Genomic DNA, 23916 nt, shown 5'->3' on the forward strand with positions numbered 1-23916 from the left:
CGGGGCTTTTGCGTTTTTACTATCTTTGGACATACCCTCGTGGGAGTTATCTCACATCTGCTCCCCACATCATCTTATTCCGCAACGTATCGAAAAAGATGTGATTGAATCGTTTCACTACCTTTATGGAATAGTCCGCACGTGAAATAGTGAGCCGCGTAGTCTCCTTGCACGATTCGCTTCGTCCGTCGACGGCTACGAGGAAGTTGTGGCTGCGGCTTTCCACATCGAGCGTGATTTCCCAGTCGTCGCAGATGACAATGGGACGTACATTCAGGCTGTGAGGGGCAACGGGGGTGATGGCGATGGTCTTGCTGTGAGATACGATGACCGGGCCGCCCACACTTAGCGAATAGGCGGTGGAACCGGTAGGGGTGGCAATGACCAGTCCGTCGGCCTGATAAGTGGTGAGGTGTGCTCCGTTGATGGCGGTATGGATGCTTATCATGGACGAACTGTCACGTTTCAGTACGGCTATTTCATTGAGGGCGTACGGATATTCCATCAGTTTTTCATCATCGCACTTCAACTGTAATACGCTGCGTTCCTCTACTTTATAGTGGTTGTTGTAGATTTCGTCAATCGTTTCTTCCATTTCTTCGGGCGATATGTCGGCCAGAAAGCCGAGGCGTCCCGTATTGATGCCCAGAATAGGAATGTTTTTCTTGCCTACACGGCTGGCGGCTTTCAAAAACGTGCCGTCACCGCCGATGCTGATAACCATATCGGCGCGGAAGTCGTCACCGTCGAACAATTCGGCGGGCGGAATGTTGAGGTGTAGGTCGGAAGTCAGGAAATTATAGAACTCGCGGCAGACACAGAGTTGTGCCTGATGCTGAGCCAGCAGGCGGAAAAGATTTTCGGCATGCGATGACTTTTTCGCCTGGTAGGTATTTCCGAATATGGCAAATTTCATAATTGTTTTCTGTTTTTGTAAGATGCAAAAATAGTTTTTTTCTCAGAATGCTGCCAACATATTGCTATTATTTGTACTTTTGCCCCAAACTATAAGCCGAATTATGACTAGATTAAGTGTAAATATTAATAAAGTAGCGACATTGCGTAACGCACGTGGAGGAAATGTGCCTAATGTTGTAAAAGTGGCGTTGGATTGCGAGAGTTTTGGAGCCGACGGTATAACGGTGCATCCGCGTCCCGATGAAAGACATATCCGTAAGAGCGATGTTTACGACCTGCGTCCGCTGTTGCGCACGGAGTTTAATATAGAGGGATATCCCGCACCCGAATTTATCGACTTGGTACTGAAAGTGAAACCGCATCAGGTAACGTTGGTTCCGGATAGCCCCACTCAGTTGACTTCCAACTCCGGCTGGGACACGAAAGCCAATCTGGAGTTTCTGACCGAAGTGCTGGAAGCGTTCAATACCGCCGGTATCCGTACGTCGGTATTCGTGTCTACCGATGCAGAGATGATAGAGTATGCCGCCAAAGCCGGTGCCGACCGGGTGGAACTCTATACCGAGCCCTATGCTACGGCATTCCCTAAAAATCCGGAAGCTGCGGTAGCTCCTTTTGTGGAAGCAGCCAGAACGGCACGCAGCCTGGGACTGGGACTGAATGCAGGCCATGACCTGAGTCTGGAAAATCTGAATTATTTCTATAAAAACATACCCTGGCTGGATGAGGTCTCTATCGGTCATGCGCTGATTAGCGATGCTTTGTATCTGGGATTGGAACGTACCATTCAGGAATATAAAAACTGTCTCCGCTGATGAATCTTATGTTGTTATTGGCCCAAGTGGCTCCGGCGTTGGCCGATTCTGTTGCCGGCGCCAATCCGGTACTTACTCCCATTGCCGCTCCCGATGAAATGAATCTGTGGAGCATGGCTGTCAAGGGTGGTTGGATTATGGTAGTGCTCGGAGTACTCTCCGTAGTGTGCTTCTATATTCTGTTCGAGCGCAATTACGTTATCCGTAAGGCGGGCAAGGAAGACCCTATGTTTATGGATAAGATCAAGGATTATATTCTGGGTGGTGAGATTAAGGCCGCCATTGCCTATTGCCGCAGTGTGGATACGCCTTCGGCACGGATGATAGAGAAAGGTATCAGCCGGTTGGGACGCCCGGTGAATGATGTGCAGGCAGCCATAGAGAATGTCGGCAACATCGAAGTGGCGAAACTGGAAAAGGGGCTGACCATCATGGCTACCATTTCGGGCGGCGCTCCGATGATTGGTTTCCTGGGTACGGTGACCGGTATGGTGCGTGCTTTCTTTGAAATGGCGAATGCCGGTAATAATATCGACATCACCCTGCTTTCCGGCGGTATATACGAGGCTATGATTACTACGGTAGGCGGTCTGATTGTGGGCATCATCGCCATGTTCGCCTACAATTACCTGGTGACGCTGGTGGACGGTGTGGTAAATAAAATGGAAGCCAAGACAATGGCTTTCATGGACTTGCTGAACGAGCCTGCCAAATAAATCATAATTCATAAATCAGAAACAACGACCGTGTTACAACGTAGAGCAAAAATATCACCCAATTTCAGTATGGCGTCCATGACGGATGTTATATTCCTGCTGTTGATTTTCTTTATGATTACTTCTACGGTAGTATCACCGAATGCAATCAAGGTATTGCTTCCGCAGGGAAAACAGCAGACATCTGCCAAGCCGCTGACAAGGGTTATCATTGATAAGGACTTGAACTATTACGCCGCTTTCGGTAATGATAAGGAACAGGCGCTGGCTTTGGACGAGCTGACTCCTTTTCTGCAATCGTGCGCAGCGAAAGAGCCCGAAATGTATGTGGCATTGTATGCCGATGAGTCCGTCCCCTATCGGGAAATTGTGAAGGTGCTGAATATCGCTAATGAAAATCATTTCAAAATGGTGCTGGCTACACGCCCGCCTGAGAATAAGTAAACGGTGTTAACCGTAAATAGCTAAATCGTAAATCGGAACGGTGAATCGGAAGAAGAAAGGAAAATATATAGGATTGGCAGGTGCGCTGTTGGTGCACGTTGTTGTCATTGCCCTTTTGATACTGGTGGGATTTACCTTGCCCGAACAGTCGGAGGAAGGCGGTGTGCCCGTGATGATGGGAGAAACACCCGATGCGTGGGGGGCTGCCGACCCTTCTTTGGTTGAAGTGGAGACGATGCCGGAAGAGGCCGCTCCGGAAATGCCGGAAGAGGCGGAGCAGGAGATGCTGACGCAGGAAGATGAAGAAACCGTTGCCATAAAGCCTAAGGTGGAAGAAAAGAAGAAAGAGGTGAAGAAACCCGAAAAGAGCGCTGCCGAGAAAGCCGAAGAGGCGCGTAAGCTGGCTGCGGAAAAAGCGGAGCGTGAACGGAAGGCAGCCGAAGAAGCTGCCCGCAAACGTGTAGCGGGAGCTTTCGGCAAAGGTGCGCAAATGGGCAGCAAAGGTGCTACGGAAGGAACCGGTGTGCAGGGGAGTCCTACGGGAAACTCTTCGGAAGGGGCAACTGCCGGGACCGGCGGATACGGGACCTTTAACCTTGGCGGACGCTCCATAGGCGAGGGCGGATTGCCGCGTCCCGTATATAATGTGCAGGATGAGGGAAAAGTGGTGGTTACCATTACCGTAAATCCAGCCGGGCAGGTTATCGGCACCAGCATCAACCGCCAGACGAATACCGTAAACCCCGCCTTGCGGAAAGCTGCCGAAGACGCGGCGAAGAAAGCGAGGTTCAATACGGTAAGCGGATTGAGTAACCAGACGGGAACGATTACATATTATTTTAATCTAAAATAAGAGGAGAAACTATTATGGGTACAGTTTATGTGTTTTTTGCAGACGGTTTTGAAGAAATAGAGGCTTTCACTTCGGTCGATGTAATGAGACGTGCGGGGTTGAATGTGGAAATGATTACGGTTACTCCTGACGAGATTGTGAAGGGCGCTCATGGCGTACCGGTGCTTTGTGACAAGAATATCGTGAACTGTGACTTTTTCGACGCTGATTTGATATTGCTTCCGGGCGGTATGCCGGGTGCGGCCACTTTGGAGAAGTGCGATGACTTGCGTAGACTGATTTTACGCTTTGCCGAAGAAAACAAACCGATTGCAGCCATTTGCGCCGCTCCTATGGTGCTCGGCAAACTGGGACTGTTGAAAGGTAAGAAAGCTACTTGCTATCCGGGTTTTGAACAATATCTGGAGGGTGCCGACTGCACTGGAGCGATGGTGGAAAAAGACGGCAATGTCATTACAGGAAAAGGTCCGGGCGCTGCCATGGAGTTTGCTTTGGCGGTGGTAGAATTGCTGCAGGGCAAGGATAAAGTTGCCGAATTGAAAGAGGCGATGATTGTCTGATTGTAAATAATGAAGAGGCTGTGTGAATCCAATGAAGTATGTTCTGATTGTAGCCGGCGGTAAAGGTTTGCGCATGGGATGCGAACTTCCCAAACAATTTCTTCCGATAGGGGGAAAACCTGTATTGATGCGTACCATAGAGGCCTTTTATGCGTATAGCCCGGAGATACGGATAATATTGGTGCTTCCATGCAACCAGCAGGCTTACTGGAATGAGTTGTGCCGGAAACATGGTTTTTCAATCCCTCATCAAATCGCAGACGGCGGAGAAACACGCTTCCATTCGGTGAAGAACGGACTGGCATTTGTTACAACACCGGGTTTGGTCGGAGTGCATGACGGGGTACGCCCTTTTGTGGCTCAGGAGGTTATAGCCCGTTGTTACTCCCTGGCTGCCGGGAAGCAGGCGGTGATTCCTGTGACGGATGTGGTGGAGACGGTGCGTCATTTGGTTGGCGAAGGAAGTGAAACTGTCAGCCGCGACGCATACAAGCTGGTACAGACTCCGCAGGTGTTTGATGCGGATTTGCTGAAACAGGCTTATGAGCAGCCTTATACTTCGCATTTTACGGATGATGCCTCGGTGGTCGAGGCATTGGGCAAGCCCGTTTATCTGACGGAAGGTAACCGGGAAAACATAAAGATAACCACTCCTTTTGATTTGAAAATAGCTGCCGCCCTTTTGGACTCATGTTCGATTTAACTACGCGTGACATAAAATATCTGTCGGGCGTCGGGCCGCAGCGTGCTTCGGTGCTCAATAAGGAATTGGGCATCTTTTCTTTCCATGATTTATTGTATTATTTTCCTTATAAATACGTAGACCGCAGCCGCATCTATCGCATCCGTGAAATAGACGGTGCGATGCCTTATATCCAGTTGAAAGGTGAAATCTTAGGCTTTGAAACGGCGGGTGAAGGACGGCAACGGCGGCTGATAGCTCACTTTTCGGACGGTACGGGGATAGTCGACCTGATTTGGTTTCAAGGCATCAAATATCTGATAGGAAAGTACAAGGTTCATCAGGAATATATCGTATTTGGCAAACCTACGGTGTTTAACGGCAGGATAAACATTGCGCATCCGGACATAGACCCGGCTTCCGAACTGAAGCTCTCTGCCATGGGGTTGCAGCCCTATTACAATACGACGGAGAAGATGAAGCGAAGCTCGCTCAACTCGCACGCCATCGAGAAGATGATGAAAAGCCTCGTCGGGCAGTTGAACGAACCTCTGCCCGAAACGCTTTCTCCCGCCCTGCTGGCAGAGCACCATCTGATGCCGCTGACGGATGCTTTGATGAATATCCATTTCCCATCCGGTCCGGATGTGCTGCGAAAAGCGGAGTACCGCCTGAAATTCGAGGAACTGTTCTATGTCCAGTTGAACATACTGCGTTATGCCAAAGACAGGCAGCGCAAATACTGGGGGTATGTTTTTGAGAAAGTGGGGGATATATTCAACGGCTTTTATTCCCGCAATCTTCCTTTTGAGTTGACGAACGCTCAGAAACGCGTGTTGAAGGAGATACGCCGGGACTTGGGTGCAGGCAGGCAGATGAACCGTCTTTTGCAGGGAGATGTGGGGAGCGGAAAGACATTGGTTGCGTTGATGAGTATGCTGATTGCGCTTGATAACGGTTATCAGGCATGTATGATGGCGCCTACCGAAATATTGGCAAACCAACATTACGAAACGATTCGTGAACTATTGTACGGAATGGATGTACGGGTTGAACTGTTGACCGGTTCAATCAAAGGCAAACGGAGGGAGACCATTCTTTCCGGCCTGCTGACAGGAGATGTACAGATACTTATCGGTACGCACGCCGTCATTGAAGATACCGTGAACTTTGCATCATTGGGACTGGTTGTCATTGACGAGCAGCACCGTTTCGGCGTGGCCCAGCGTGCCCGTTTGTGGACAAAAAGCGTACAGCCGCCTCATATTTTGGTCATGACCGCGACTCCCATACCGCGGACTCTGGCAATGACGCTTTATGGCGATCTGGATGTATCGGTCATTGATGAGCTTCCGCCGGGAAGAAAGCCGATTGCCACCATTCATCAGTTCGACAGCCATCGCGTAAGCCTGTATCGTTCCGTGCGCAAACAGATTGACGAAGGACGTCAGGTTTATATCGTTTATCCTTTAATCAAGGAGAGCGAAAAGATTGACCTCAAGAACCTGGAAGAAGGCTATCTGCATATCTGTGAGGAGTTTCCCGATTGTAGGGTTTGCAAGGTGCACGGGAAAATGAAACCTGCCGAAAAGGATGCGCAAATGCAGTTGTTCGTTTCCGGCGAGGCGCAGATAATGGTTGCCACCACGGTTATTGAAGTCGGTGTGAATGTACCTAACGCTTCCGTGATGATAATAGAGAATGCCGAACGTTTCGGACTTTCCCAGCTTCATCAGCTCCGTGGTCGTGTAGGGCGCGGAGCCGACCAGTCTTATTGTATTCTGGTGACCGGTTATAAATTGGCGGAAGATACCCGGAAACGTCTGGAGATTATGGTACGCACGAACGATGGTTTCGAGATAGCCGAAGCTGATTTGAAACTTCGCGGGCCGGGTGATTTGGAAGGAACCCAGCAAAGCGGCATTGCTTTTGATTTGAAAATAGCGGATATAGCCCGCGACGGACAACTTCTGCAATATGTCCGTGAAGTAGCCCAGACCATTGTCGATAAGGACCCGAATGGTTCCCTTCCTGAAAATGAAATATTGTGGCGACAGTTGAAATCCTTGCGAAAGGCAAACGTTAATTGGGCGGCCATAAGCTGAAAAACGGTTAAACATACGCTTTATTTGTGTGTTTATGTTGTTAAACATGTTTGTGATGTAATTGGCTTGTTGTTAGTTATTTATTAGCTATTATTCGTGGCTTTTACTTTTGTGGCTTCAAAAAAATAGTTAACGACACAAACGCCTTTTCAGAGAGAAATGTTACCTTTGGAAGAATTTTTGAAAATAATCTGGATATTCGCGTAAAACAGGGTGCGGTTGATTCACCGGATATGCTCTGCGGATACCGAAATGAATGACGAAACGGAATGAATTTTAATTGGATTAGAACGGCTTTATTAGCAGCAACGGCAATGGTCAGCCTGAACTCTTTCTCGCAGGACCTGATTGCCCGCCAAGCTCCCATTGACAGAAAACTTAAAAGCGTAGATTCATTGGCTTTGCAGAAACAAATCCGTGCGGAACAGTCTTTGTATCCGGGGTTGGATTTGTATCCGAGCTGGAACAATGAATTTGTGCAGGCTTATGGCAATGCTATCGTGCCGGAAAGTTATACTTTTGATTTGAAAGGCTTTTGCATGCCTACTGAACATACCCGTATCACTGACGTATTCGGCTATCGCCCTCGCAGAAGAAGAGCGCATTACGGTTTGGATATTAAAGTATATGTAGGCGATACAATTCGTGCCGCGTTTGACGGTAAGGTACGTATCGTTAAGAATCAGGGCCGTCGCGGATATGGTAAATATGTCGTTATCCGTCATGATAACGGTTTGGAAACGGTCTATGGGCATTTGTCCAAGCAATTGGTTGATATAAACCAGTTGGTAAAGGCCGGTGAACCTATTGCACTGGGCGGTAATACCGGACGTTCTACCGGCTCTCACCTCCACTTTGAAACTCGTTTCCTGGGAATTCCTATTAACCCTGCATTGATGTTCGATTTTGAAAAGCAGGATATTGTTGCCGATTCTTATACGTTCCGTAAGACCAAAGGCACTTCCGGTACGGCTCGCAGTATGGCATCGGGTGAAGGTCTGTTCTATAAGGTGAAGAAAGGCGATACCTTATCCAAGATTGCATCCCGTCAGGGTACAAGCATCGACAAGCTTTGTAAGCTGAACCGCATTACCCGGAGAACAATTCTCCGCCCGGGACAGGTATTGCGTTGCTCATAAAACGGAAATACTCTCTAAACGTAAACAATCTCTATAGGAGAGGGCACTTTAATATAATTTAGAGTGCCCTCTTTTCTTTTCTCTTTAATTATTCCTAAATTTGCAGCCTATTTGTAAGGATATGAAAGATACCAAGCAACAATTTGAGCATGTCATCGCCATTTGCCGTGACCTGTTCTCCAAGAAACTTCATGATTACGGTCCTGCATGGCGCATTCTTCGTCCGGCTTCCGTAACCGACCAGATATTCATTAAGGCCAATCGTATTCGGAGCATTGAGACTAAAGGCGTGACTTTGGTGGACGAAGGTATCCGTTCGGAGTTCATTGCGATTGTCAACTACGGTATTATCGGTTTGATACAACTGGAGTTGGGATATGCCGAATCTGCGGATATGACGAACGAAGAGGCAATGGTCCTGTATGATAAATATGCGAAAGAGTCGCTGGAATTGATGCTTGCCAAGAACCACGATTACGATGAGGCTTGGCGCAGTATGCGTATCAGTTCGTATACGGACTTGATATTGATGAAGATATACCGTACAAAGCAAATTGAAAGTCTGTCCGGCCAGACACTGGTTTCGGAAGGTGTCGATGCCAACTATATGGACATGATTAATTATTCCGTATTTGGTTTGATAAAGATAGAGTTTGGAGACTGAGAAAAAACATATTATAAAGCTCGTCTGGGTAAATACCTGCCGTTTTTTGCTGGCAACGTTGTTTATCTTCTCCGGATTTGTGAAGGCTGTCGATCCGCTCGGTTCATTTTATAAGATTCAGGATTATCTGGCGGCATTCGGCATAATTTCATGGTTTCCTACATACCTGCCGTTACTTTTTGCCATCATTCTGTCATCTGCAGAGTTCTGTGTAGGAGTTTTCCTCTTTTTCGGTGTACGCCGGAAGATTGCGTCGACCTTGGCGCTTCTCCTGATGAGCGTAATGACTCCGTTGACCTTGTATCTTGCTTTGGCAAATCCCGTATCCGATTGCGGATGCTTTGGCGATGCCTGGGTGTTGACGAACTGGCAGACATTCGGGAAGAATATCGTATTGCTGATTGCGGCGATAGCGGTATTCCGGGAGCGGAAACTCATGTTCCGCTTCGTTACGCTGAAGATAGAATGGATGGTGTCCTTATACACGCTTTTGTTTGTCTTTGCACTTTCTTTTTATTGCTTGGAATATCTGCCGGTACTGGACTTCCGCCCTTATAAGATCGGAGCGGATATAAAGGCGGGCATGGAGATTCCCGAAGGTGCGAAACCGAGTGTATTCGAGAGCCGCTTTGTATTGGAGAAAGACGGCAGGCAACAGGAGTTTACATTGGATAATTATCCGGACAGCACATGGACTTTTGTCGAAACGCGTACCGTTTTGAAAGAAAAAGGCTATGAACCACCCATTCATGATTTCTCCATGATAAGCCTGGGCACGGGTGAAGATATAACCGACAGTGTACTGACCGACAAAGGATATACCTTTTTATTGGTAGCCCACCGGATAGAGGAAGCGGACGATAGCAATATCGACCTTATCAATGAAATCTATGATTACAGTGTGGAGCACGGCTACGGTTTTTATGCGCTGACTTCCTCGCCGGATGAAGAAATTGAGATGTGGCGTGAAAGAACCGGTGCGGAATACCCGTTCTGCCAGATGGATGATATTACCCTGAAAACGATTATCCGTTCCAATCCCGGCCTGCTGCTGATAAAAGACGGTACAATCCTGAATAAATGGAGCGATAACCAACTTCCCGATGAATATGTACTGAACGATAGTCTGGATAAATTAAAGTTGGGACAGCAGAAACAGGAAAATAAATTGCACACCATTGGCTACGTATTATTGTGGTTTATCGTACCTTTGACGCTGGTTGTCGGCATTGATATTCTGATAATCAAGCGGAGAGAAAGAAAAAGCAGGGAGCAGCAAGCCGCCCAATCCTCGGACAATCGGGAAAATGACAAATTGTAAATCTTTGAATAGCAGATATATTAACCCTTTTAATAATTAAAACAAAATGAGAAAAAACATTGTTGCAGGAAACTGGAAAATGAACAAAACCCTTCAGGAGGGTATTGCTCTTGCAAAAGAACTGAATGAAGCGTTGGCTAACGAAAAGCCTAATTGTGATGTAATCATCTGTACTCCGTTTATTCACCTGGCATCTGTTACTCCGCTGGTAGATGCTGCCAAAATCGGTGTAGGTGCAGAAAACTGTGCAGATAAGGAATCTGGTGCATATACAGGTGAGGTATCAGCCGCTATGGTTGCTTCTACCGGTGCCAAGTATGTAATCCTCGGTCACTCGGAACGTCGTGCTTACTACGGTGAAACAGTGGAAATCCTGGAAGAAAAAGTAAAATTGGCTTTGGCCAACGGTCTGACTCCGATTTTCTGTATCGGTGAAGTGCTGGAAGAACGTGAAGCTAACAAGCAGAATGAAGTGGTTGCCGCTCAGTTGGCATCTGTATTCTCTCTGTCTGCCGAAGATTTCTCCAAGATTATCCTGGCTTACGAACCGGTTTGGGCCATCGGTACAGGCAAGACTGCTACTCCGGCACAGGCACAGGAAATCCATGCTTTCATCCGTTCTGCCGTTGCCGAGAAGTATGGCAAGGAAATCGCTGAAAACTGCTCTATCCTTTACGGTGGTAGCTGCAAGCCTTCCAATGCAAAGGAACTGTTTGCAAATCCTGATGTAGACGGTGGCCTGATTGGTGGTGCTGCTTTGAAGGTTGCTGACTTCAAGGGTATCATCGACGCTTTTAATTAATAACAGAGAGCCGGAAGTTGCCGTATCCAAAGGAAGGCCAACTTCCGACTCTTCATGTTTAAAGCTTGTTTTTAAAACTGTATAAAACACTCTTTTATGAAGAAACTCGGTTTGCTTTTAATTGCATGTTTTGCCTTTGCCGCTATATCTGTGGCGCAGAATAACATCGTAAAGAGTCTGGAACGTAATGTGCCGGGGCAGGGTAAAGTGTCCATTCATCAGGATGTCCGTATCGGGGCACTGATAGGTTCGGAGTATATCCCTACCGGTTCGGACGACCGGAAAGTGATTAAAAGTTCGGGCTATCGCGTACAGGTATATGCCGGTAATAACACCCGTCAGGCCAAGAATGAAGCCTATTCGGTGGCTTCCAATATAAAAGAGCGTTTTCCTGACCTTCCCGTTTATACATCTTTCAACCCGCCCCGCTGGTTGTGCCGTGCAGGCGACTTCCGCAGCATTGAGGAAGCGGATGCCATGATGCGCCAACTGCGTGCCACCGGTGCTTTCAAGGAAGTGTCTATCGTGAAAGATCAGATAAATATCCCCCTTTAATTCATAACTCATAATTATCCCCCTCACTTTCTCATGTTAGGAAAAGAAGAAATCGTATCTCCTTCATTGGACGAACTGAAAGAACATTATCATCATATATTGACTTTGTTAGGTGAAGACCCTGAGCGTGAAGGGTTGCTGAAAACACCGGAACGGGTAGCCAAAGCCATGCTGGCACTGACTAAGGGGTACTCTATGGACCCGCACGAAGTACTCCGCTCCGCCAAGTTCAAGGAAGATTATAATCAGATGGTGATTGTGAAAGACATTGATTTCTTTTCTCTCTGTGAACACCATATGCTGCCTTTCTACGGCAAGGCGCACGTGGCTTATATTCCCAACGGCTACATTACAGGTTTGAGCAAGATTGCCCGTGTGGTGGATATCTTCTCTCACCGCTTGCAAGTACAGGAACGTATGACGCTCCAAATAAAGGAGTGTATTCAGGAAACGTTGAATCCTTTAGGCGTGATGGTCGTGGTAGAGGCGAAACACATGTGCATGCAGATGCGTGGCGTGGAGAAGCAGAATTCAATAACCACCACTTCCGACTTTACGGGGGCTTTCAATCAGGCCAAGACGCGTGAAGAGTTTATGAACCTCATCCGCCACACTTCTTAATGTCAGGGGAGCACCACCCGGTCTCCCAACCGTTTTGCCATAATACTCTGCACTTCGCGCATTTCGCTGTAGCGTTTCATGATGGCGTTGCATTTCTCTTCGTCGTTGGCGATGGCAGGGTCTTGCAGGGCAGACATCATGTGCTTTAGCTCTTCGCTGACAATGGCATACTTGAAGTTTATCATTAATGCCGGAACCAGCTCGTAAAGACGTTCTTCATCGGTTACTATCTTCTGGCTTTTTGAATGGTATTTGCTCAGCTGGTAACGGTTGCTGATAAGTTCTACGCTCAGTTTGCTGATGGCAGGGTCCGGATAAGCCAGAAAATAACGTTCGGCTGTAAATCCGGCGTCATGGATATGCGCGGCGGCTTCGGTCAGTATTTGGCGGTGCAGCGGGTTGTGGAATGACAACTCGTCTTGCTTCAGGTCGCTGACGACATATTCAATTACGCTCACCGGTATTTCCTGCCCTTCTTCATTGGTTACATTGCACATCACTTTTTCGCCATAGCGCACAATCATTTGAAGAATCAGCCGTTCGTATTTATAGAATTCCTGTCCTTCTTTTCCTTCTTGCGGAATAAAGGATATATAGCTGTCTTCCGGCGGGAACGGTGCATCTGCATTGTGTCCGGGAACTTCTCCGGCGGCAGTTGGGGTTGCGTCTGCCGTTGTCGGGGCAGCGGGAGTCGAACTTTCGGCGCCTGTTACATTCTGTGTGCTTTCTGCCTGTCTGCCGGCGTTTCTACGTTCCCGTTCTGCCTGTTCGGCACGCTTTTCAGCCTGCATCTCACGCCGTTTGGCAACTTCGGAAACCAACAGTTTGTCTTCCACCCGCAATAGCTGGGCGCACTCTTTGATGTACACATCGCGCACAATCGCTTCGGGGATGACCGAGATGCTTTGTACAAGATTACCGATTAGTTCGGCACGTTTAATCGGGTCTTTGCCCGCATCTTCCAGCAGCAGGTTGGTTTTGAAACGGATAAAGTCTGTTTCATGCTCCTGTATGAATTGCTGGAACTCTGTCGAGTTATGTTTGCGGGCAAAAGAGTCCGGGTCGTCTCCGTCGGGCAGGAGGCACACTTTAATGTTCATGCCTTCTTCCAGCAGCATGTCGATACCCCGGATAGAAGCCTTGATACCGGCTGCATCCCCGTCGTACAATACGGTCATGTTGTTGGTGAAGCGGTGAATCAGACGAATTTGCCCCGGTGTCAGCGCAGTGCCCGAAGAGGCCACCACATTTTCTATACCGGACTGGTGCATGGATATGACGTCCGTATAGCCTTCCACCAGGAAGCAACGGTCTTGCTTCACAATAGCCTGCTTAGCGAAATAGATACCGTACAGTTCGTTGCTTTTATGATAGATTGCCGATTCGGGAGAGTTGACATACTTCACCTTGACTCCTTTTGTGGCACTGGCAAGTACACGGCCGCCGAAAGCCACCACTTTACCCGATAAGGTATGTACGGGAAAGATTACGCGTCCCCAAAAACGGTCGCGCAGTTGGTGATCGTCCGTTTCGTAGCAGAGTCCGGTCTTGACGAGAAATTCTTTCTTATATCCTTTCTTCAAGGCTTCTTCCGCCATGGCATTATGGCTTTCGGTACAGTATCCCAACTGGAATTTTTCGATGATGTCATCCCGGAATCCGCGGTTACGGAAATAAGCCATACCGATGCTGCGTCCGTCTACATGGTTATGCAGGATATTCTGGAAATAGTCGCGGGCAAACTGGTTGACGATGAAAAGGCTTTCTCGCTCGCTCTGAACGAGCTTTTCCTCGTTGGACAGCTCCCGTTCCTTGACCTCGATGCCGTATTTCTTGGCAAGGTATTTCAGTGCCTCAGGATAGGACATCTGTTCGTGCTCCATGATAAAGTGCACTACATTGCCGCCCTTGCCGCAGGCAAAGCATTTGCACAGTCCCTTGGCTGGCGATACGTAGAACGACGGGGTCTTATCGTCGTGGAACGGGCACAGACCTACATAGTTCACTCCGCGTTTCCGCAGCGTGACGAAGTCTGACACGACATCAACGATTTGTGCCGCATCCAGAATTCTGTCTATGGTGGGTTGGTCTATCATGATTCGAGCACAAAGTTACACATAAAATCAGCCTCTGCAAAAAAAATAGGGGTTAGTGATTAGCGATTAGCAGGCTGCGCTATTATGCCGCATGGTACTAATCGCTAATCACTAACCCCTAATCACTAATTACTTAATTTTTTCTCTGATCTTCGTCAGATACTTCTTCATTCCTTCCGCATCTTTGTTGGTGATAATCTCCAGTAGTTGTTTCAGTTCCAGACGTATATTCTCTACTTGTGAGGGGGTGCGGGGATTGAACAGAATCTCCTGTAACAGATAATCGTCCTCGCTCAACAGGCCTTTGGCAATGGCCATGTGTTTCTTGAATGTAGTTCCCGGAGCTTCCTGATGCTTCATGACTGCTGCAAACACGAAAGTCGAAACAAACGGAATGGACAAGGAGTAGGCCACCGTTTCATCATGCTCGTCGAAGGTGTACTCAAAGATATTGAGCTTCATGGTCTGGTATAAATCTTTAAAGAAGATTTTGCCCAAATGGTCACCCTCGCTGATGATGATGGCATTTTCTGTATTCAAGTTGCTCAGACTGGCAAAAGTAGGGCCGAACATAGGATGTGTCGACACATAACGGAAACCGCTTTCTTCGTAGAATTTTTTCAGTCCGGTCTTTACCGAAGCGATGTCGCTGATGATGCAGTCTTTGGGAAGCACAGGCAACACCTGCCGGAAAGCTTCCAGAGTATATTTTACCGTAGCGGCATTGATCACCAGTTCCGGTTCAAATTCCTTGATTTCTTCCAGCGTGGTGAAACGGTAGGTGTTATAGACGAAACGCAGTTGGTGCGGATTGACGTCGAACACGGCCGTCTCGTGTTGAAAACTTAAAATATCTGTGAAGAAGGAGCCCATTTTGCCGGCTCCGAGTATTAATATTCGCATAATTTTCTGACTGTTATAAAAACCGAAGGTATGTCAAAACTACAATCCACTTACTATTTGCTTCTACCCTCAATCTACGAAATTATCACTTATTGATTATTTCCATTTGTTGTCTCACACTCTCCTCGTGTATCGCTTCAAACACTTTCTTGATAAACTCGGAATCCATGCCGCAGAGCGAACCCTGCGAGCCGCGTTTTTCGAGAATCTCGTTATAGCGTCCCGTTTGTAGAATCGTCATATCGTGTTCCTTTTTGTAGGTGCCGATTTCACGGGCTATACGCATCCTTTTGGCCAGTTCCTGGATAAGGTTATTGTCGCATTCGTCAATCTGCTTGCGCAATTCGCTGAGGTTTTCGGTGCTTTGTGTCTCCTTGCGGATAACGAGCAGGTTGAGAATGTAGTCCAATACATCCGGCGTAACCTGTTGGGCGGCATCGCTCCATGCGCAGTCCGGGTTGCAATGGCTTTCCACAATCAGACCATTGAAGCCCAGGTCCATAGCCTGCTGGCAAAGCGGGGCAACCAACTCGCGTTTTCCGCCGATATGACTGGGGTCGCAGATGATGGGCAGGTTTGGAATGCGGCGACGCAGTTCGATGGGAATATGCCATTGCGGCAGGTTGCGGTAGAGCTTCTTGTCGTAGCTGCTGAAACCGCGGTGAATGGCTCCCAGGCGTTTCAATCCGGCATTATTGATGCGCTCCATGGCACCTATCCATAATTCCAGATCCGGATTTACGGGGTTCTTTACCAAGACCGGGATATCCACGCCTTTCAGGGCATCTGCTATTTCCTGTACGGCAAAAGGATTGGCGGTAGTGCGGGCACCCACCCAGAGTATATCTATTCCGGCTTTCAGGCATTCGTATACATGCTTGGCTGTGGCCACTTCGGTGGATACATACATGCCTGTTTCTTTCTTCACCTCTTTAAGCCAGGCAAGCCCTTCTACGCCTACACCCTCGAAACCGCCCGGTTTGGTACGGGGTTTCCAGATGCCTGCGCGGAATATCTTCATACCTTTGGCAGCCAATTGCTTGGCGGTGTCCATAACTTGTTCTTCCGTCTCTGCACTGCATGGACCGGCAATAACCAGAGGACGCTTCTCCTCGATACCCGGCAACAAGATTGATTCTAATTCAAGTTCCATATTCTTTATTTGTTTAATTATATTCGGTTGTATAAATATTTCTAAACCGTTACTCTCGCTTCTGCATCCCTTTCCTATAGCGGGTTTTCAGGCTATTAATAAATTCGAGTAGAATTTTACTATAATTTTTCAAGAATTATAGTAAAATCTTGAAGAGATTTATTAAGCGGATGAATCGGTTTTATTAATAAGCTGTTTTTCTGTAATGATTTATCTCATTCCTTTGATGCGTTTCAACGCTTCCGCCAGTTTGTCGTCCTTGCAGCAAAGCGAGATGCGGATATATCTCTTTCCGTTGCTGCCGAAGATGAATCCCGGAGTGATGAATACGTGCGCTTCGTGCAATACCCGTTCGGTCAGTTTCTCTACATCGGCGCAACTGTCGGGTATCTTTCCCCAAAGGAACATGCCTACCTGGTTCTCGTCGTAAGTACATCCCAGCTCACGCATAATCTCTCCTGCCAGTTGGCGGCGGTTGCGGTAGTTCTTGTTATTGCCTTCGTACCATTCCTCACCGGCTTCCAGGGCATTGGCTGCGGCAAGTTGCATGGCACGGAACATACCGCTGTCTATGTTGCTCTTCACTTTCAGTATCCATTGTACAAAGTCTGCATTAGAGGCGAGCATACCGATACGCCAGCCCGGCATGTTGTGGCTCTTGCTCATGGAGTTGAATTCGATGCAGCACTCTTTCGCACCCGGAATGCTGAGAATACTGATAGGGTGTTCGTTCAGAATAAAGCTGTACGGGTTGTCGTTGACGATGACAATGTCCTTGCGGCGTGCAAAGTCCACCAGTTTTCGGTACAGTTCCGGTGTGGCGTTCGCTCCTGTCGGCATATTGGGGTAGTTGGTCCACATCAGTTTTACGCGGCTCATATCCATCTTCTCCAGCTCGTCGAAGTCGGGCATCCAGCCGTTCTCCTCTTTCAGGTTATAGTTTACGACCTCTGCACCCAGTATCCTGCTCAATGAAGTATAGGTGGGATAGCCGGGATTGGGAACCAACACCTGTTCGCCCGGGTTGACGAAAGCCAGCGTAACGTGCAGGATACCTTCCTTGGAGCCGATGAGCGGCTGTATTTCTGTATTCGGGTCCAGCTCTACGCCATACCATTTTTTATACCAGCCGGCAAAGCTGCGGCGCAGTTCGGGAATACCCACATAGGGCTGGTAGCCATGTCCGTCGGGGTTGCGGGCCGCATCGCAAAGCGTCTGTATGGTACTCTCCGAAGGAGGCATGTCGGGACTGCCGATGCCCAGGCTGATTACATCCTTGCCTTCGGCGTTCATCTGTGCCACTTCTTTCAGCTTTTTAGAGAAATAGTATTCGCTTACGCTTGCCAGCCGGTCGGCCGGCTTTATTTTAGATAGTTGATTTTCCGTCTTCATATTCTCCCAATATTTTAAGTTCTTTGGTCAGTGGGGTGATAGCCACGATAGATTGTTTATACTTCAGCACATTGTCGAAAACTACGTCTACATAGAATTGATATTCCCATTCGCGCCCGATGATGGGCAGTGACTGTATCTTTGTCAGGTTGATGCGGTAGAAAGACAGGATGGACAATACTTGCGAAAGGCTTCCCTCGGTATGCGGCAACGTGAATACCATGCTTGCCTTGTTCACTTCCTTGTTGCGGTGGCGGCTCAGCTCGTCCACTTGCCAGGGGTCTGCCACAACCAGAAAGCGGGTGAAGTTGTGTTTGTTGGTTTCGATACCTTCCTGCAACACCTTCATGCCGTAACGTTCGGCGGCGGCTTTGGAACAAATGGCGGCATGTCCTCTCAGGTTTTCTTTCCTGATGATTTCCGCACTGAGAGCGGTGTCCTCGCCTTCCACTACCTTGATGCGGGGATGCTGTCCGAGGAACTCACGGCACTGCATCAGGGCGATGGGGTGGGAGTTTACTTCCGTGATGTCGTCCCAATCCTCGTCGGGCAGGCAAACAAAGCTATGCGAGATGCGCAATTTGTATTCGCCTACAATCTGTGTGCCGCTTTGGCGCAGGAGTTCATTGTTGTGCAGCAAGCTTCCTGCAATCGTATTTTCTATTGCCAGCATGCCTATGGTCTGACTGTCCTGTTTGACAGCAGCAAATACGTCCTCGAAGCTGGCGCAGCAGATAAGCTGTATTTCTTCTCCTTCGAAGTACTTGTGTGCGGCAATGTCGTGATACGAACCTAATGTTCCTTGAATGGCTACCTTCTTCATTCCTGACTCTCTTTTTCTTGATTTATGCTACAAAAAAATCCCGCTTCCATACACTGGAGCGGGACTTTATATATTACTTAGTTCTCTATTCTGTTCTTAAGCATCACTGTCACTTGATACATACAAACTCCCGCTCTACTTTCCGGCTAAAGTAAAAGTAAAAAAAGAAGTAATATGCATAAGTAAATGATTTCATTCTTGCTTTTCGTTTTGAATTATGTGGCAAATGTAACACTTTTCTTTTAGATGCAAATAAAAACCAATGTTTTTTTTGATAATTGCATCATTTTATAGATAATGTTTTATAATCCTAATACATTTGTCGTATTGTTGCCCGGCAGATTGCCGTATTGTCCGTTGAAATCCTGCAACTCTTTCGGGTTAAGCTCCAATCCGCGTTTCATGTCTTCCATGGAGCCTTCCTTGTCGCCGTTCAGCAGTTTGGCGCGGCCGCGTTCGTGGTATGCTTGGGCAAAGTCGGGATTCAGCTCGATAGCTTCATCAAACAAAGCGATGGCTTCGGTCAGCTTTTTCTGGACGATGTACAACTGTCCCAAGTAGAGGAATGCCTGTTCGTTGAACGGATTCAGTTCCGTTATATGAAGATAGTCGGCTTCTGCTTCGGCTTCTGCACCGGTCGCTTCCTTTATCTTTCCGCGGAGCAGTATGGCGTTTTCATCGTCCGGGTCTTGGGCGAGTATGGCGTCGATGTCTTCCATGGCCTCTTTGTACTGCTGCATCTTTGTCAGAGCCTCGGCACGCAGCAGACGGGCTTCGGTGAAGTCGTCCTTGAGTACGATGGCTTTTGTGAGGTGGGCGATGCACATGATGCCGTCGTTCTGGCCGTTGTCGGCTTTTCCCAGCAGATAGTGCGCCATGGCATTGCCTTCTTCAACGGCAATGGCTTTTTGGGCGGCTTCCGCCATGGCGGCATAGTCCTCCTGCATGTAGCAGACGTTGGCAAGGGTGAGTAAAGTAGAGGTATGCTCCGGTTCTGTTCGGATCATTCTTTCCAAAAGCTTGCGGGCTTCATCCAGTTCGTTGGACTGGATATATACTTGTGCCAGGTAGCCCATTGTCTCGAAATCTTCTTGTAGCGCAAGGGCTTCGGTGAAACATTTGATGGCATAGTCAGCGCGTCCCATACGTTGGGCACGCATACCGTCGTACTTGAATATCTCGAAGTTCTTCTGATTGTTTTTCTGTTTTTCCTCTTCCGGATTTGCCGGCTTGCCGGAGAAGAACGATTTAAAGAATCCCATGATTACGATGTTGTTTTAGTTATGTTTTTAATAGGTTGATAGGATTGGTGTGCTGATGCACTGTACAAAAGTAATGATTTATTTTTTGATTTGCAGTATTCCGTCAACGGCAATAATTTTTCCTTCGTCCGATAACCGGTGCAATATTTCGGTCAGAAGCTCTTTGTCCATTGGAAGTTGTTTGAGCAGGCCGGCGGGAGTCAGGGATTCACAGGACAATATCTCGCATACTTTTGCACAAAGCGTTTCCCGGTCCGGTTGTTCAGAAGCTTTTGATTTGCTGCGCAGGCTGATACAGGTATCGCATTGTCCGCAGTTATGTTCGTTTCTCTCCCCGAAGTAGTCCAGCAGCATACGGCTGCGGCATACGGTGTCGTTGGTCACGTAATCGAGCATGGCATTGATGCGCGTTTCATAGCGTGCTTTCCGGTGTTCGTATACTTCCGGGGAGATATGGATGCGTTGTGCTTCCACGCGTTCGCGCGTGTATATTATATAAGGTGTCTTTTTATGGGGAATATAGCTTACGATGCGCAGTTTGGCAAGGTGAACCAGCATTTCGTAGATTTGCCGGCGGGTAAGTCCTGTGCGTATGGCAAGCGAATCTTCGTTGATATAGGTATAGTCTGTGAATACTCCGGTATAGGAACGAAGCACGGCTTGTATGAGCCTGTCCATGTCTTCGCCCATTTCGCGCAGCCGGTAGAGTTCATCCCTGCGTATGGTGAAGAGGATGCGTGAGGTGCTGTCCTGTTCGGCAGTGTACTCCAGATAGCCCGCCTGGGTCAGGATTCGCAAAGCGCTGTCCACCGGTACGGGGAAGTATTTGAATTTGCGGCAGAAATCTTCGATGTTGAATTCGCGTACGCAATCCAGTCCGTCACCCATTGCCATTTGATAATAGTATTGGAGATGTTCGTAAACGTCTCTGATATATTCTTTCTCCGGAAAGGTGTCGGGGATGCGTTTGTGCAGTGTAGTCTTGTCCGACTTGGCATATAGGATGACGGCATACGCCTTCTGCCCGTCACGTCCGGCTCTTCCGGCTTCCTGGAAGTAGGCTTCTATGGAGTCGGGCAGGTCCATGTGGATAACGATGCGCACGTCCGGTTTGTCTATGCCCATGCCGAAAGCATTGGTTGCCACCATGACACGGCTCTCGCCGGATTGCCAGCGGTGCTGGCGGATGTCTTTGGTGGCATCGTCCAGTCCGGCATGGTAGAAATCGGCTGTGATGTACTCGTTGTTCAGCAGTTCGGTAATTTCCTTGGTGCGGCGGCGGTTGCGTACGTATACAATGGCACTGCCGGGCATGCTGCGCAGTATATGCAACAGTTCGGCAGTCTTGTTCTCTGTTTTGCGAACAATATAAGCGAGGTTGTTCCGCTCGAAGCTCATGCGGAATACATTCTTGTGACGGAAATGCAGACGGGCTTGGATATCCTTTACCACTTCGGGGGTTGCAGTGGCGGTCAGTGCCAGAACGGGGACATCCGGCAGCAGTTCGCGTATCTCTGCGATTTTCAGATAGGCGGGACGGAAGTCATACCCCCATTGCGAGATGCAGTGGCTTTCGTCTACCGTAATCATGCTGATGTGCATTTTCCGCAATTTGGTGCGGAATATTTCCGTATCCAGACGTTCGGGTGAGATATAGAGGAACTTATAGTTGCCGAATATACAGTTTTCAAGGGTGATGATGATGTCCTGCCGGCTCATGCCGGAGTAGATGGCAAGTGCCTTGATACCCCGCTTTTTCAAATTCTGTACCTGGTCTTTCATCAGGGCTATCAGGGGGGTAATCACCAGGCACATTCCTTCTTTGGCAAGTGCCGGGACTTGGAAAGTAATGGACTTGCCGCCACCCGTAGGCATTAGTCCCAAGGTATCCTTATTCTTGCTGATGCTGTCGATGATATCTTCCTGGATACCCCGAAAACGGTCATATCCCCAATACTGCTTTAGGATTCGGGAGTTGAGAGTTGAAAGTTGGGAGGCGTCGGGCTGCGAGGACATGGTTGTAAAGTTGAAAGATAAAAAGAGTGTGTGATACTATATATAATGATGGTATTTCAGGTACGGATTACACGGACTTTGTAGACTAAAAAAACAGTAAAATCCGTATAATCCGTGCCTAAAGGAAAAACACAAAGAGAATCTTCTCCCGTCTTCTTCGGCTTAATTCGGCTTTATATCTTCAATTTGCAACTGTACTTCTCCCCGTTTGTGGGTGTTTTCCTCAATGGTGTAACAGATGTCGAACGAACGCTTGGTCTTGATGTAGCGCACGTGAGAACTCTGCCCGAAAGCAATTCCGTTCATTACATTGTTTGATTTGTTGTCCACCAGTTCCAGCTTGATATGCTCCTGGTCGCGTCCTACGACTTTACTGGTTCCGTAGTCGTACACGTTGTGGGTACAGAATACGGGCTTGGTATTGTCGGGACCGAAGGGGTTGAACTTCTTCAAATCATTGCAGAATTTGGGAGTGATATCCCGGAAGTCGATTTCGGCATTGATGTCGATTACGGCGCTGGTCTGTTCCGGCAGAATATGCCGGGATACGAATTCTTCGAAACGTTCAGTGAAAGCGGGTACGTTTTCCACTTTCATGGACAGACCGGCAGCATAGGTGTGTCCGCCGAAGTTTTCCAGTAAATCCCGGCAGTACTCGATGGCTTTGTATACATCGAAACCGGAAACGGAACGTGCCGATCCGGTTGCCATATCATCCGTGCGTGTCAGCACTACGGCGGGGCGGTAATATACTTCCGTCAGGCGGGAAGCGACGATTCCGATTACTCCTTTATGCCAATCCTCATTGTACAACACGATGGAGCGGCGGTCTGCGAGTCCTTCCAGACCGGCTACGATTTGATTGGCCTCTTCGGTCATGGTCTTGTCAAGGTCTTTGCGGGTTTCGTTATACTGGTTGATTTGTCCGGCCTTTTCCAGAGCAACCGAGAAGTCCTTTTCCGTCAGCAGATCTACCGCTTCCTTGCCGTTCTGGATACGTCCGGAGGCGTTGATACGCGGACCTATCTTGAATACTATATCGCTGACGGTGATTTCTTTTTCCGACAGTCCGCATACATCGATAATGGCCTTCAGCCCTACGCTCGGATTACTGTTGAGCTGTTTCAAACCGTGATAGGCAAGTATGCGGTTCTCTCCCATAATCGGTACGATGTCCGAGGCGATGCTGACTGCCACCAAGTCCAACAGCGGAATCAGATGGTGGAATTCGATGCCGTTGCTGATAGCGAATGCCTGCATGAATTTAAAACCTACTCCGCAGCCCGAAAGATGTTCGTAAGGATAGGTGTTGTCTTCGCGCTTGGCGTTCAGTATAGCTACGGCAGGGGGCAACACTTCATCGGGTACGTGGTGGTCGCAGATGATGAAGTCGATGCCTTTTTCCTTGGCGTATGCAATTTCATCTACGGCCTTGATGCCGCAGTCCAGCACGATAATCAGTCCCACACCGGTTTCGGAGGCATAGTCCACACCTTGTGTCGAAACGCCATATCCCTCGTTGTAACGGTCGGGTATGTAATAATCTATGTTCGAATAGAACTGTTGAATAAACTTATAGACCAGGGCCACGGCGGTGGTTCCGTCTACATCGTAATCTCCATAAATCAGAATGCGCTCTTTCTTTCCCATTGCCTTGTTCAGGCGTTCTACGGCCACGTCCATATCTTTCATGAGGAACGGGTCGTACAAATCCGGTAGTTGCGGGCGGAAAAACTTCTTGGCAGCTGTCGCTGTCGTTATTCCCCGCTCCACCAGCAATCTCCCAAGTACAGGGCTAATCCCTAATTCCTGGGCCAGTCGTTGGCTTGCTTCTGCCTGATCGGATGTAATGGGTAAATAATTCCATTTGTGAGTCATTTTATATATTATTTTTTCTTTTTCTATCGCCAAGTGCCGGAGAATAAGGGGAACTTAGTGTTATCCGATTGCTGTGCGCTATTTCTCCAACAAGCTGTAAAGGTATGAAAAACTCTTGAAACCGATGTGAATTCTATGGAAAATATTCTTAATGATGCGCTTTCTCTCCTGAAATCCTTTTATTTTTGTGGCGTCTAA

General features: G+C 48.2%; 22 protein-coding genes. 13 read left to right on the top strand and 9 right to left on the bottom strand.

Features of this window, described 5'->3' with window-relative positions; all coding sequences use genetic code 11:
* Window positions 1–46: 46 nt before the first annotated feature.
* Entirely contained in the window at window positions 47–916 is an 870-nt protein-coding gene (locus NQ565_RS06180; protein ID WP_005658133.1) for an NAD kinase, read from the bottom strand.
* Window positions 917–1019: 103 nt separating this feature from the next.
* On the opposite strand from NQ565_RS06180, the gene NQ565_RS06185 reads away from it, so the two are divergent.
* The 13 genes from NQ565_RS06185 (at window position 1020) to folE (ending at window position 12195) form a co-directional block, all read left to right on the top strand.
* Window positions 1020–1733, top strand: coding sequence for a pyridoxine 5'-phosphate synthase (locus NQ565_RS06185; RefSeq protein ID WP_005658132.1), 714 nt, complete (start codon window positions 1020–1022; stop codon window positions 1731–1733).
* Complete coding sequence (locus NQ565_RS06190) at window positions 1733–2449, top strand: MotA/TolQ/ExbB proton channel family protein (RefSeq protein ID WP_005658130.1); 717 nt, start codon at window positions 1733–1735, stop codon at window positions 2447–2449. The genes NQ565_RS06185 and NQ565_RS06190 overlap by 1 nt, the downstream gene beginning before the upstream one ends.
* A 69-nt stretch (window positions 2450–2518) precedes the next feature.
* Window positions 2519–2893, top strand: a complete 375-nt coding sequence (locus tag NQ565_RS06195; RefSeq protein ID WP_005658129.1) for an ExbD/TolR family protein — start codon at window positions 2519–2521, stop codon at window positions 2891–2893.
* A 40-nt stretch (window positions 2894–2933) separates the two neighbouring features.
* A complete protein-coding gene (locus NQ565_RS06200) occupies window positions 2934–3746 on the top strand; it encodes a cell envelope integrity protein TolA (RefSeq protein ID WP_005658128.1) in 813 nt (270 codons plus the stop codon).
* 14 nt (window positions 3747–3760) lie between these two features.
* Window positions 3761–4306: a DJ-1 family glyoxalase III gene (locus NQ565_RS06205; protein ID WP_005658126.1), complete on the top strand. Its 546-nt coding sequence runs from the start codon at window positions 3761–3763 to the stop codon at window positions 4304–4306.
* A 31-nt stretch (window positions 4307–4337) separates the two neighbouring features.
* A complete protein-coding gene (locus NQ565_RS06210) occupies window positions 4338–5009 on the top strand; it encodes a 2-C-methyl-D-erythritol 4-phosphate cytidylyltransferase (RefSeq protein WP_005658124.1) in 672 nt (223 codons plus the stop codon).
* A complete protein-coding gene (recG, locus tag NQ565_RS06215) occupies window positions 4997–7093 on the top strand; it encodes an ATP-dependent DNA helicase RecG (RefSeq protein ID WP_005658123.1) in 2097 nt (698 codons plus the stop codon). The genes NQ565_RS06210 and recG overlap by 13 nt, the downstream gene beginning before the upstream one ends.
* Before the next feature lie 269 nt (window positions 7094–7362).
* Window positions 7363–8232 (top strand): peptidoglycan DD-metalloendopeptidase family protein, encoded by an 870-nt coding sequence (locus tag NQ565_RS06220; RefSeq protein ID WP_005658121.1) that lies wholly within the window; start codon window positions 7363–7365, stop codon window positions 8230–8232.
* 121 nt (window positions 8233–8353) lie between these two features.
* Window positions 8354–8896: a DUF1599 domain-containing protein gene (locus tag NQ565_RS06225; RefSeq protein WP_005658120.1), complete on the top strand. Its 543-nt coding sequence runs from the start codon at window positions 8354–8356 to the stop codon at window positions 8894–8896.
* Window positions 8886–10217, top strand: a complete 1332-nt coding sequence (locus NQ565_RS06230; RefSeq protein WP_005658119.1) for a BT_3928 family protein — start codon at window positions 8886–8888, stop codon at window positions 10215–10217. The genes NQ565_RS06225 and NQ565_RS06230 overlap by 11 nt, the downstream gene beginning before the upstream one ends.
* A gap of 46 nt (window positions 10218–10263) precedes the next feature.
* Complete coding sequence (gene tpiA, locus NQ565_RS06235) at window positions 10264–11019, top strand: triose-phosphate isomerase (RefSeq protein ID WP_005658117.1); 756 nt, start codon at window positions 10264–10266, stop codon at window positions 11017–11019.
* A gap of 96 nt (window positions 11020–11115) precedes the next feature.
* Window positions 11116–11574, top strand: coding sequence for an SPOR domain-containing protein (locus tag NQ565_RS06240; RefSeq protein ID WP_005658116.1), 459 nt, complete (start codon window positions 11116–11118; stop codon window positions 11572–11574).
* Between the two features lie 33 nt (window positions 11575–11607).
* Complete coding sequence (gene folE / locus NQ565_RS06245) at window positions 11608–12195, top strand: GTP cyclohydrolase I FolE (RefSeq protein WP_005658114.1); 588 nt, start codon at window positions 11608–11610, stop codon at window positions 12193–12195.
* Window positions 12196–12197: 2 nt separating this feature from the next.
* On the opposite strand, the gene dnaG is transcribed toward folE, so the two are convergent.
* The 8 genes from dnaG to recJ form a co-directional block, all read right to left on the bottom strand.
* Window positions 12198–14291, bottom strand: coding sequence for a DNA primase (dnaG, locus tag NQ565_RS06250; protein ID WP_005658113.1), 2094 nt, complete (start codon window positions 14289–14291; stop codon window positions 12198–12200).
* Window positions 14292–14420: 129 nt separating this feature from the next.
* Window positions 14421–15194 (bottom strand): prephenate dehydrogenase, encoded by a 774-nt coding sequence (locus NQ565_RS06255; protein WP_005658111.1) that lies wholly within the window; start codon window positions 15192–15194, stop codon window positions 14421–14423.
* 85 nt (window positions 15195–15279) lie between these two features.
* Window positions 15280–16347 carry a bifunctional 3-deoxy-7-phosphoheptulonate synthase/chorismate mutase type II gene (locus NQ565_RS06260; RefSeq protein ID WP_005658109.1) on the bottom strand — a complete coding sequence of 356 codons (1068 nt, stop codon included), beginning with the start codon at window positions 16345–16347 and terminating at the stop codon, window positions 15280–15282.
* A gap of 210 nt (window positions 16348–16557) precedes the next feature.
* Window positions 16558–17739 carry a pyridoxal phosphate-dependent aminotransferase gene (locus NQ565_RS06265; protein ID WP_005658107.1) on the bottom strand — a complete coding sequence of 394 codons (1182 nt, stop codon included), beginning with the start codon at window positions 17737–17739 and terminating at the stop codon, window positions 16558–16560.
* Window positions 17714–18562: a prephenate dehydratase gene (locus NQ565_RS06270; protein WP_005658105.1), complete on the bottom strand. Its 849-nt coding sequence runs from the start codon at window positions 18560–18562 to the stop codon at window positions 17714–17716. Before NQ565_RS06270 ends, NQ565_RS06265 begins: the two co-directional genes overlap by 26 nt.
* A 302-nt stretch (window positions 18563–18864) precedes the next feature.
* Window positions 18865–19824: a tetratricopeptide repeat protein gene (locus NQ565_RS06275; RefSeq protein ID WP_005658101.1), complete on the bottom strand. Its 960-nt coding sequence runs from the start codon at window positions 19822–19824 to the stop codon at window positions 18865–18867.
* Between the two features lie 78 nt (window positions 19825–19902).
* Window positions 19903–21840 carry a RecQ family ATP-dependent DNA helicase gene (locus NQ565_RS06280; protein ID WP_005658099.1) on the bottom strand — a complete coding sequence of 646 codons (1938 nt, stop codon included), beginning with the start codon at window positions 21838–21840 and terminating at the stop codon, window positions 19903–19905.
* Window positions 21841–22002: 162 nt separating this feature from the next.
* Window positions 22003–23718, bottom strand: a complete 1716-nt coding sequence (gene recJ, locus NQ565_RS06285) for a single-stranded-DNA-specific exonuclease RecJ (RefSeq protein WP_022103805.1) — start codon at window positions 23716–23718, stop codon at window positions 22003–22005.
* Window positions 23719–23916: the final 198 nt, after the last annotated feature.

The organism is Bacteroides stercoris ATCC 43183 (assembly GCF_025147325.1).
Classification (GTDB): Bacteria; Bacteroidota; Bacteroidia; order Bacteroidales; family Bacteroidaceae; genus Bacteroides; species Bacteroides stercoris.

What these genes read in the sequence shown, in the direction of transcription:
- NQ565_RS06180 (WP_005658133.1), bottom strand. Translation starts at nt 916, where the DNA reads ATGAAATTTGCCATATTCGGAAATACCTACCAGGCGAAAAAGTCATCG.
- NQ565_RS06185 (WP_005658132.1), top strand. Translation starts at nt 1,020, where the DNA reads ATGACTAGATTAAGTGTAAATATTAATAAAGTAGCGACATTGCGTAAC.
- NQ565_RS06190 (WP_005658130.1), top strand. Translation starts at nt 1,733, where the DNA reads ATGAATCTTATGTTGTTATTGGCCCAAGTGGCTCCGGCGTTGGCCGAT.
- NQ565_RS06195 (WP_005658129.1), top strand. Translation starts at nt 2,519, where the DNA reads ATGGCGTCCATGACGGATGTTATATTCCTGCTGTTGATTTTCTTTATG.
- NQ565_RS06205 (WP_005658126.1), top strand. Translation starts at nt 3,761, where the DNA reads ATGGGTACAGTTTATGTGTTTTTTGCAGACGGTTTTGAAGAAATAGAG.
- NQ565_RS06210 (WP_005658124.1), top strand. Translation starts at nt 4,338, where the DNA reads ATGAAGTATGTTCTGATTGTAGCCGGCGGTAAAGGTTTGCGCATGGGA.
- recG (WP_005658123.1), top strand. Translation starts at nt 4,997, where the DNA reads ATGTTCGATTTAACTACGCGTGACATAAAATATCTGTCGGGCGTCGGG.
- NQ565_RS06220 (WP_005658121.1), top strand. Translation starts at nt 7,363, where the DNA reads ATGAATTTTAATTGGATTAGAACGGCTTTATTAGCAGCAACGGCAATG.
- NQ565_RS06225 (WP_005658120.1), top strand. Translation starts at nt 8,354, where the DNA reads ATGAAAGATACCAAGCAACAATTTGAGCATGTCATCGCCATTTGCCGT.
- tpiA (WP_005658117.1), top strand. Translation starts at nt 10,264, where the DNA reads ATGAGAAAAAACATTGTTGCAGGAAACTGGAAAATGAACAAAACCCTT.
- NQ565_RS06240 (WP_005658116.1), top strand. Translation starts at nt 11,116, where the DNA reads ATGAAGAAACTCGGTTTGCTTTTAATTGCATGTTTTGCCTTTGCCGCT.
- folE (WP_005658114.1), top strand. Translation starts at nt 11,608, where the DNA reads ATGTTAGGAAAAGAAGAAATCGTATCTCCTTCATTGGACGAACTGAAA.
- dnaG (WP_005658113.1), bottom strand. Translation starts at nt 14,291, where the DNA reads ATGATAGACCAACCCACCATAGACAGAATTCTGGATGCGGCACAAATC.
- NQ565_RS06255 (WP_005658111.1), bottom strand. Translation starts at nt 15,194, where the DNA reads ATGCGAATATTAATACTCGGAGCCGGCAAAATGGGCTCCTTCTTCACA.
- NQ565_RS06260 (WP_005658109.1), bottom strand. Translation starts at nt 16,347, where the DNA reads ATGGAACTTGAATTAGAATCAATCTTGTTGCCGGGTATCGAGGAGAAG.
- NQ565_RS06265 (WP_005658107.1), bottom strand. Translation starts at nt 17,739, where the DNA reads ATGAAGACGGAAAATCAACTATCTAAAATAAAGCCGGCCGACCGGCTG.
- NQ565_RS06270 (WP_005658105.1), bottom strand. Translation starts at nt 18,562, where the DNA reads ATGAAGAAGGTAGCCATTCAAGGAACATTAGGTTCGTATCACGACATT.
- NQ565_RS06275 (WP_005658101.1), bottom strand. Translation starts at nt 19,824, where the DNA reads ATGGGATTCTTTAAATCGTTCTTCTCCGGCAAGCCGGCAAATCCGGAA.
- NQ565_RS06280 (WP_005658099.1), bottom strand. Translation starts at nt 21,840, where the DNA reads ATGTCCTCGCAGCCCGACGCCTCCCAACTTTCAACTCTCAACTCCCGA.
- recJ (WP_022103805.1), bottom strand. Translation starts at nt 23,718, where the DNA reads ATGACTCACAAATGGAATTATTTACCCATTACATCCGATCAGGCAGAA.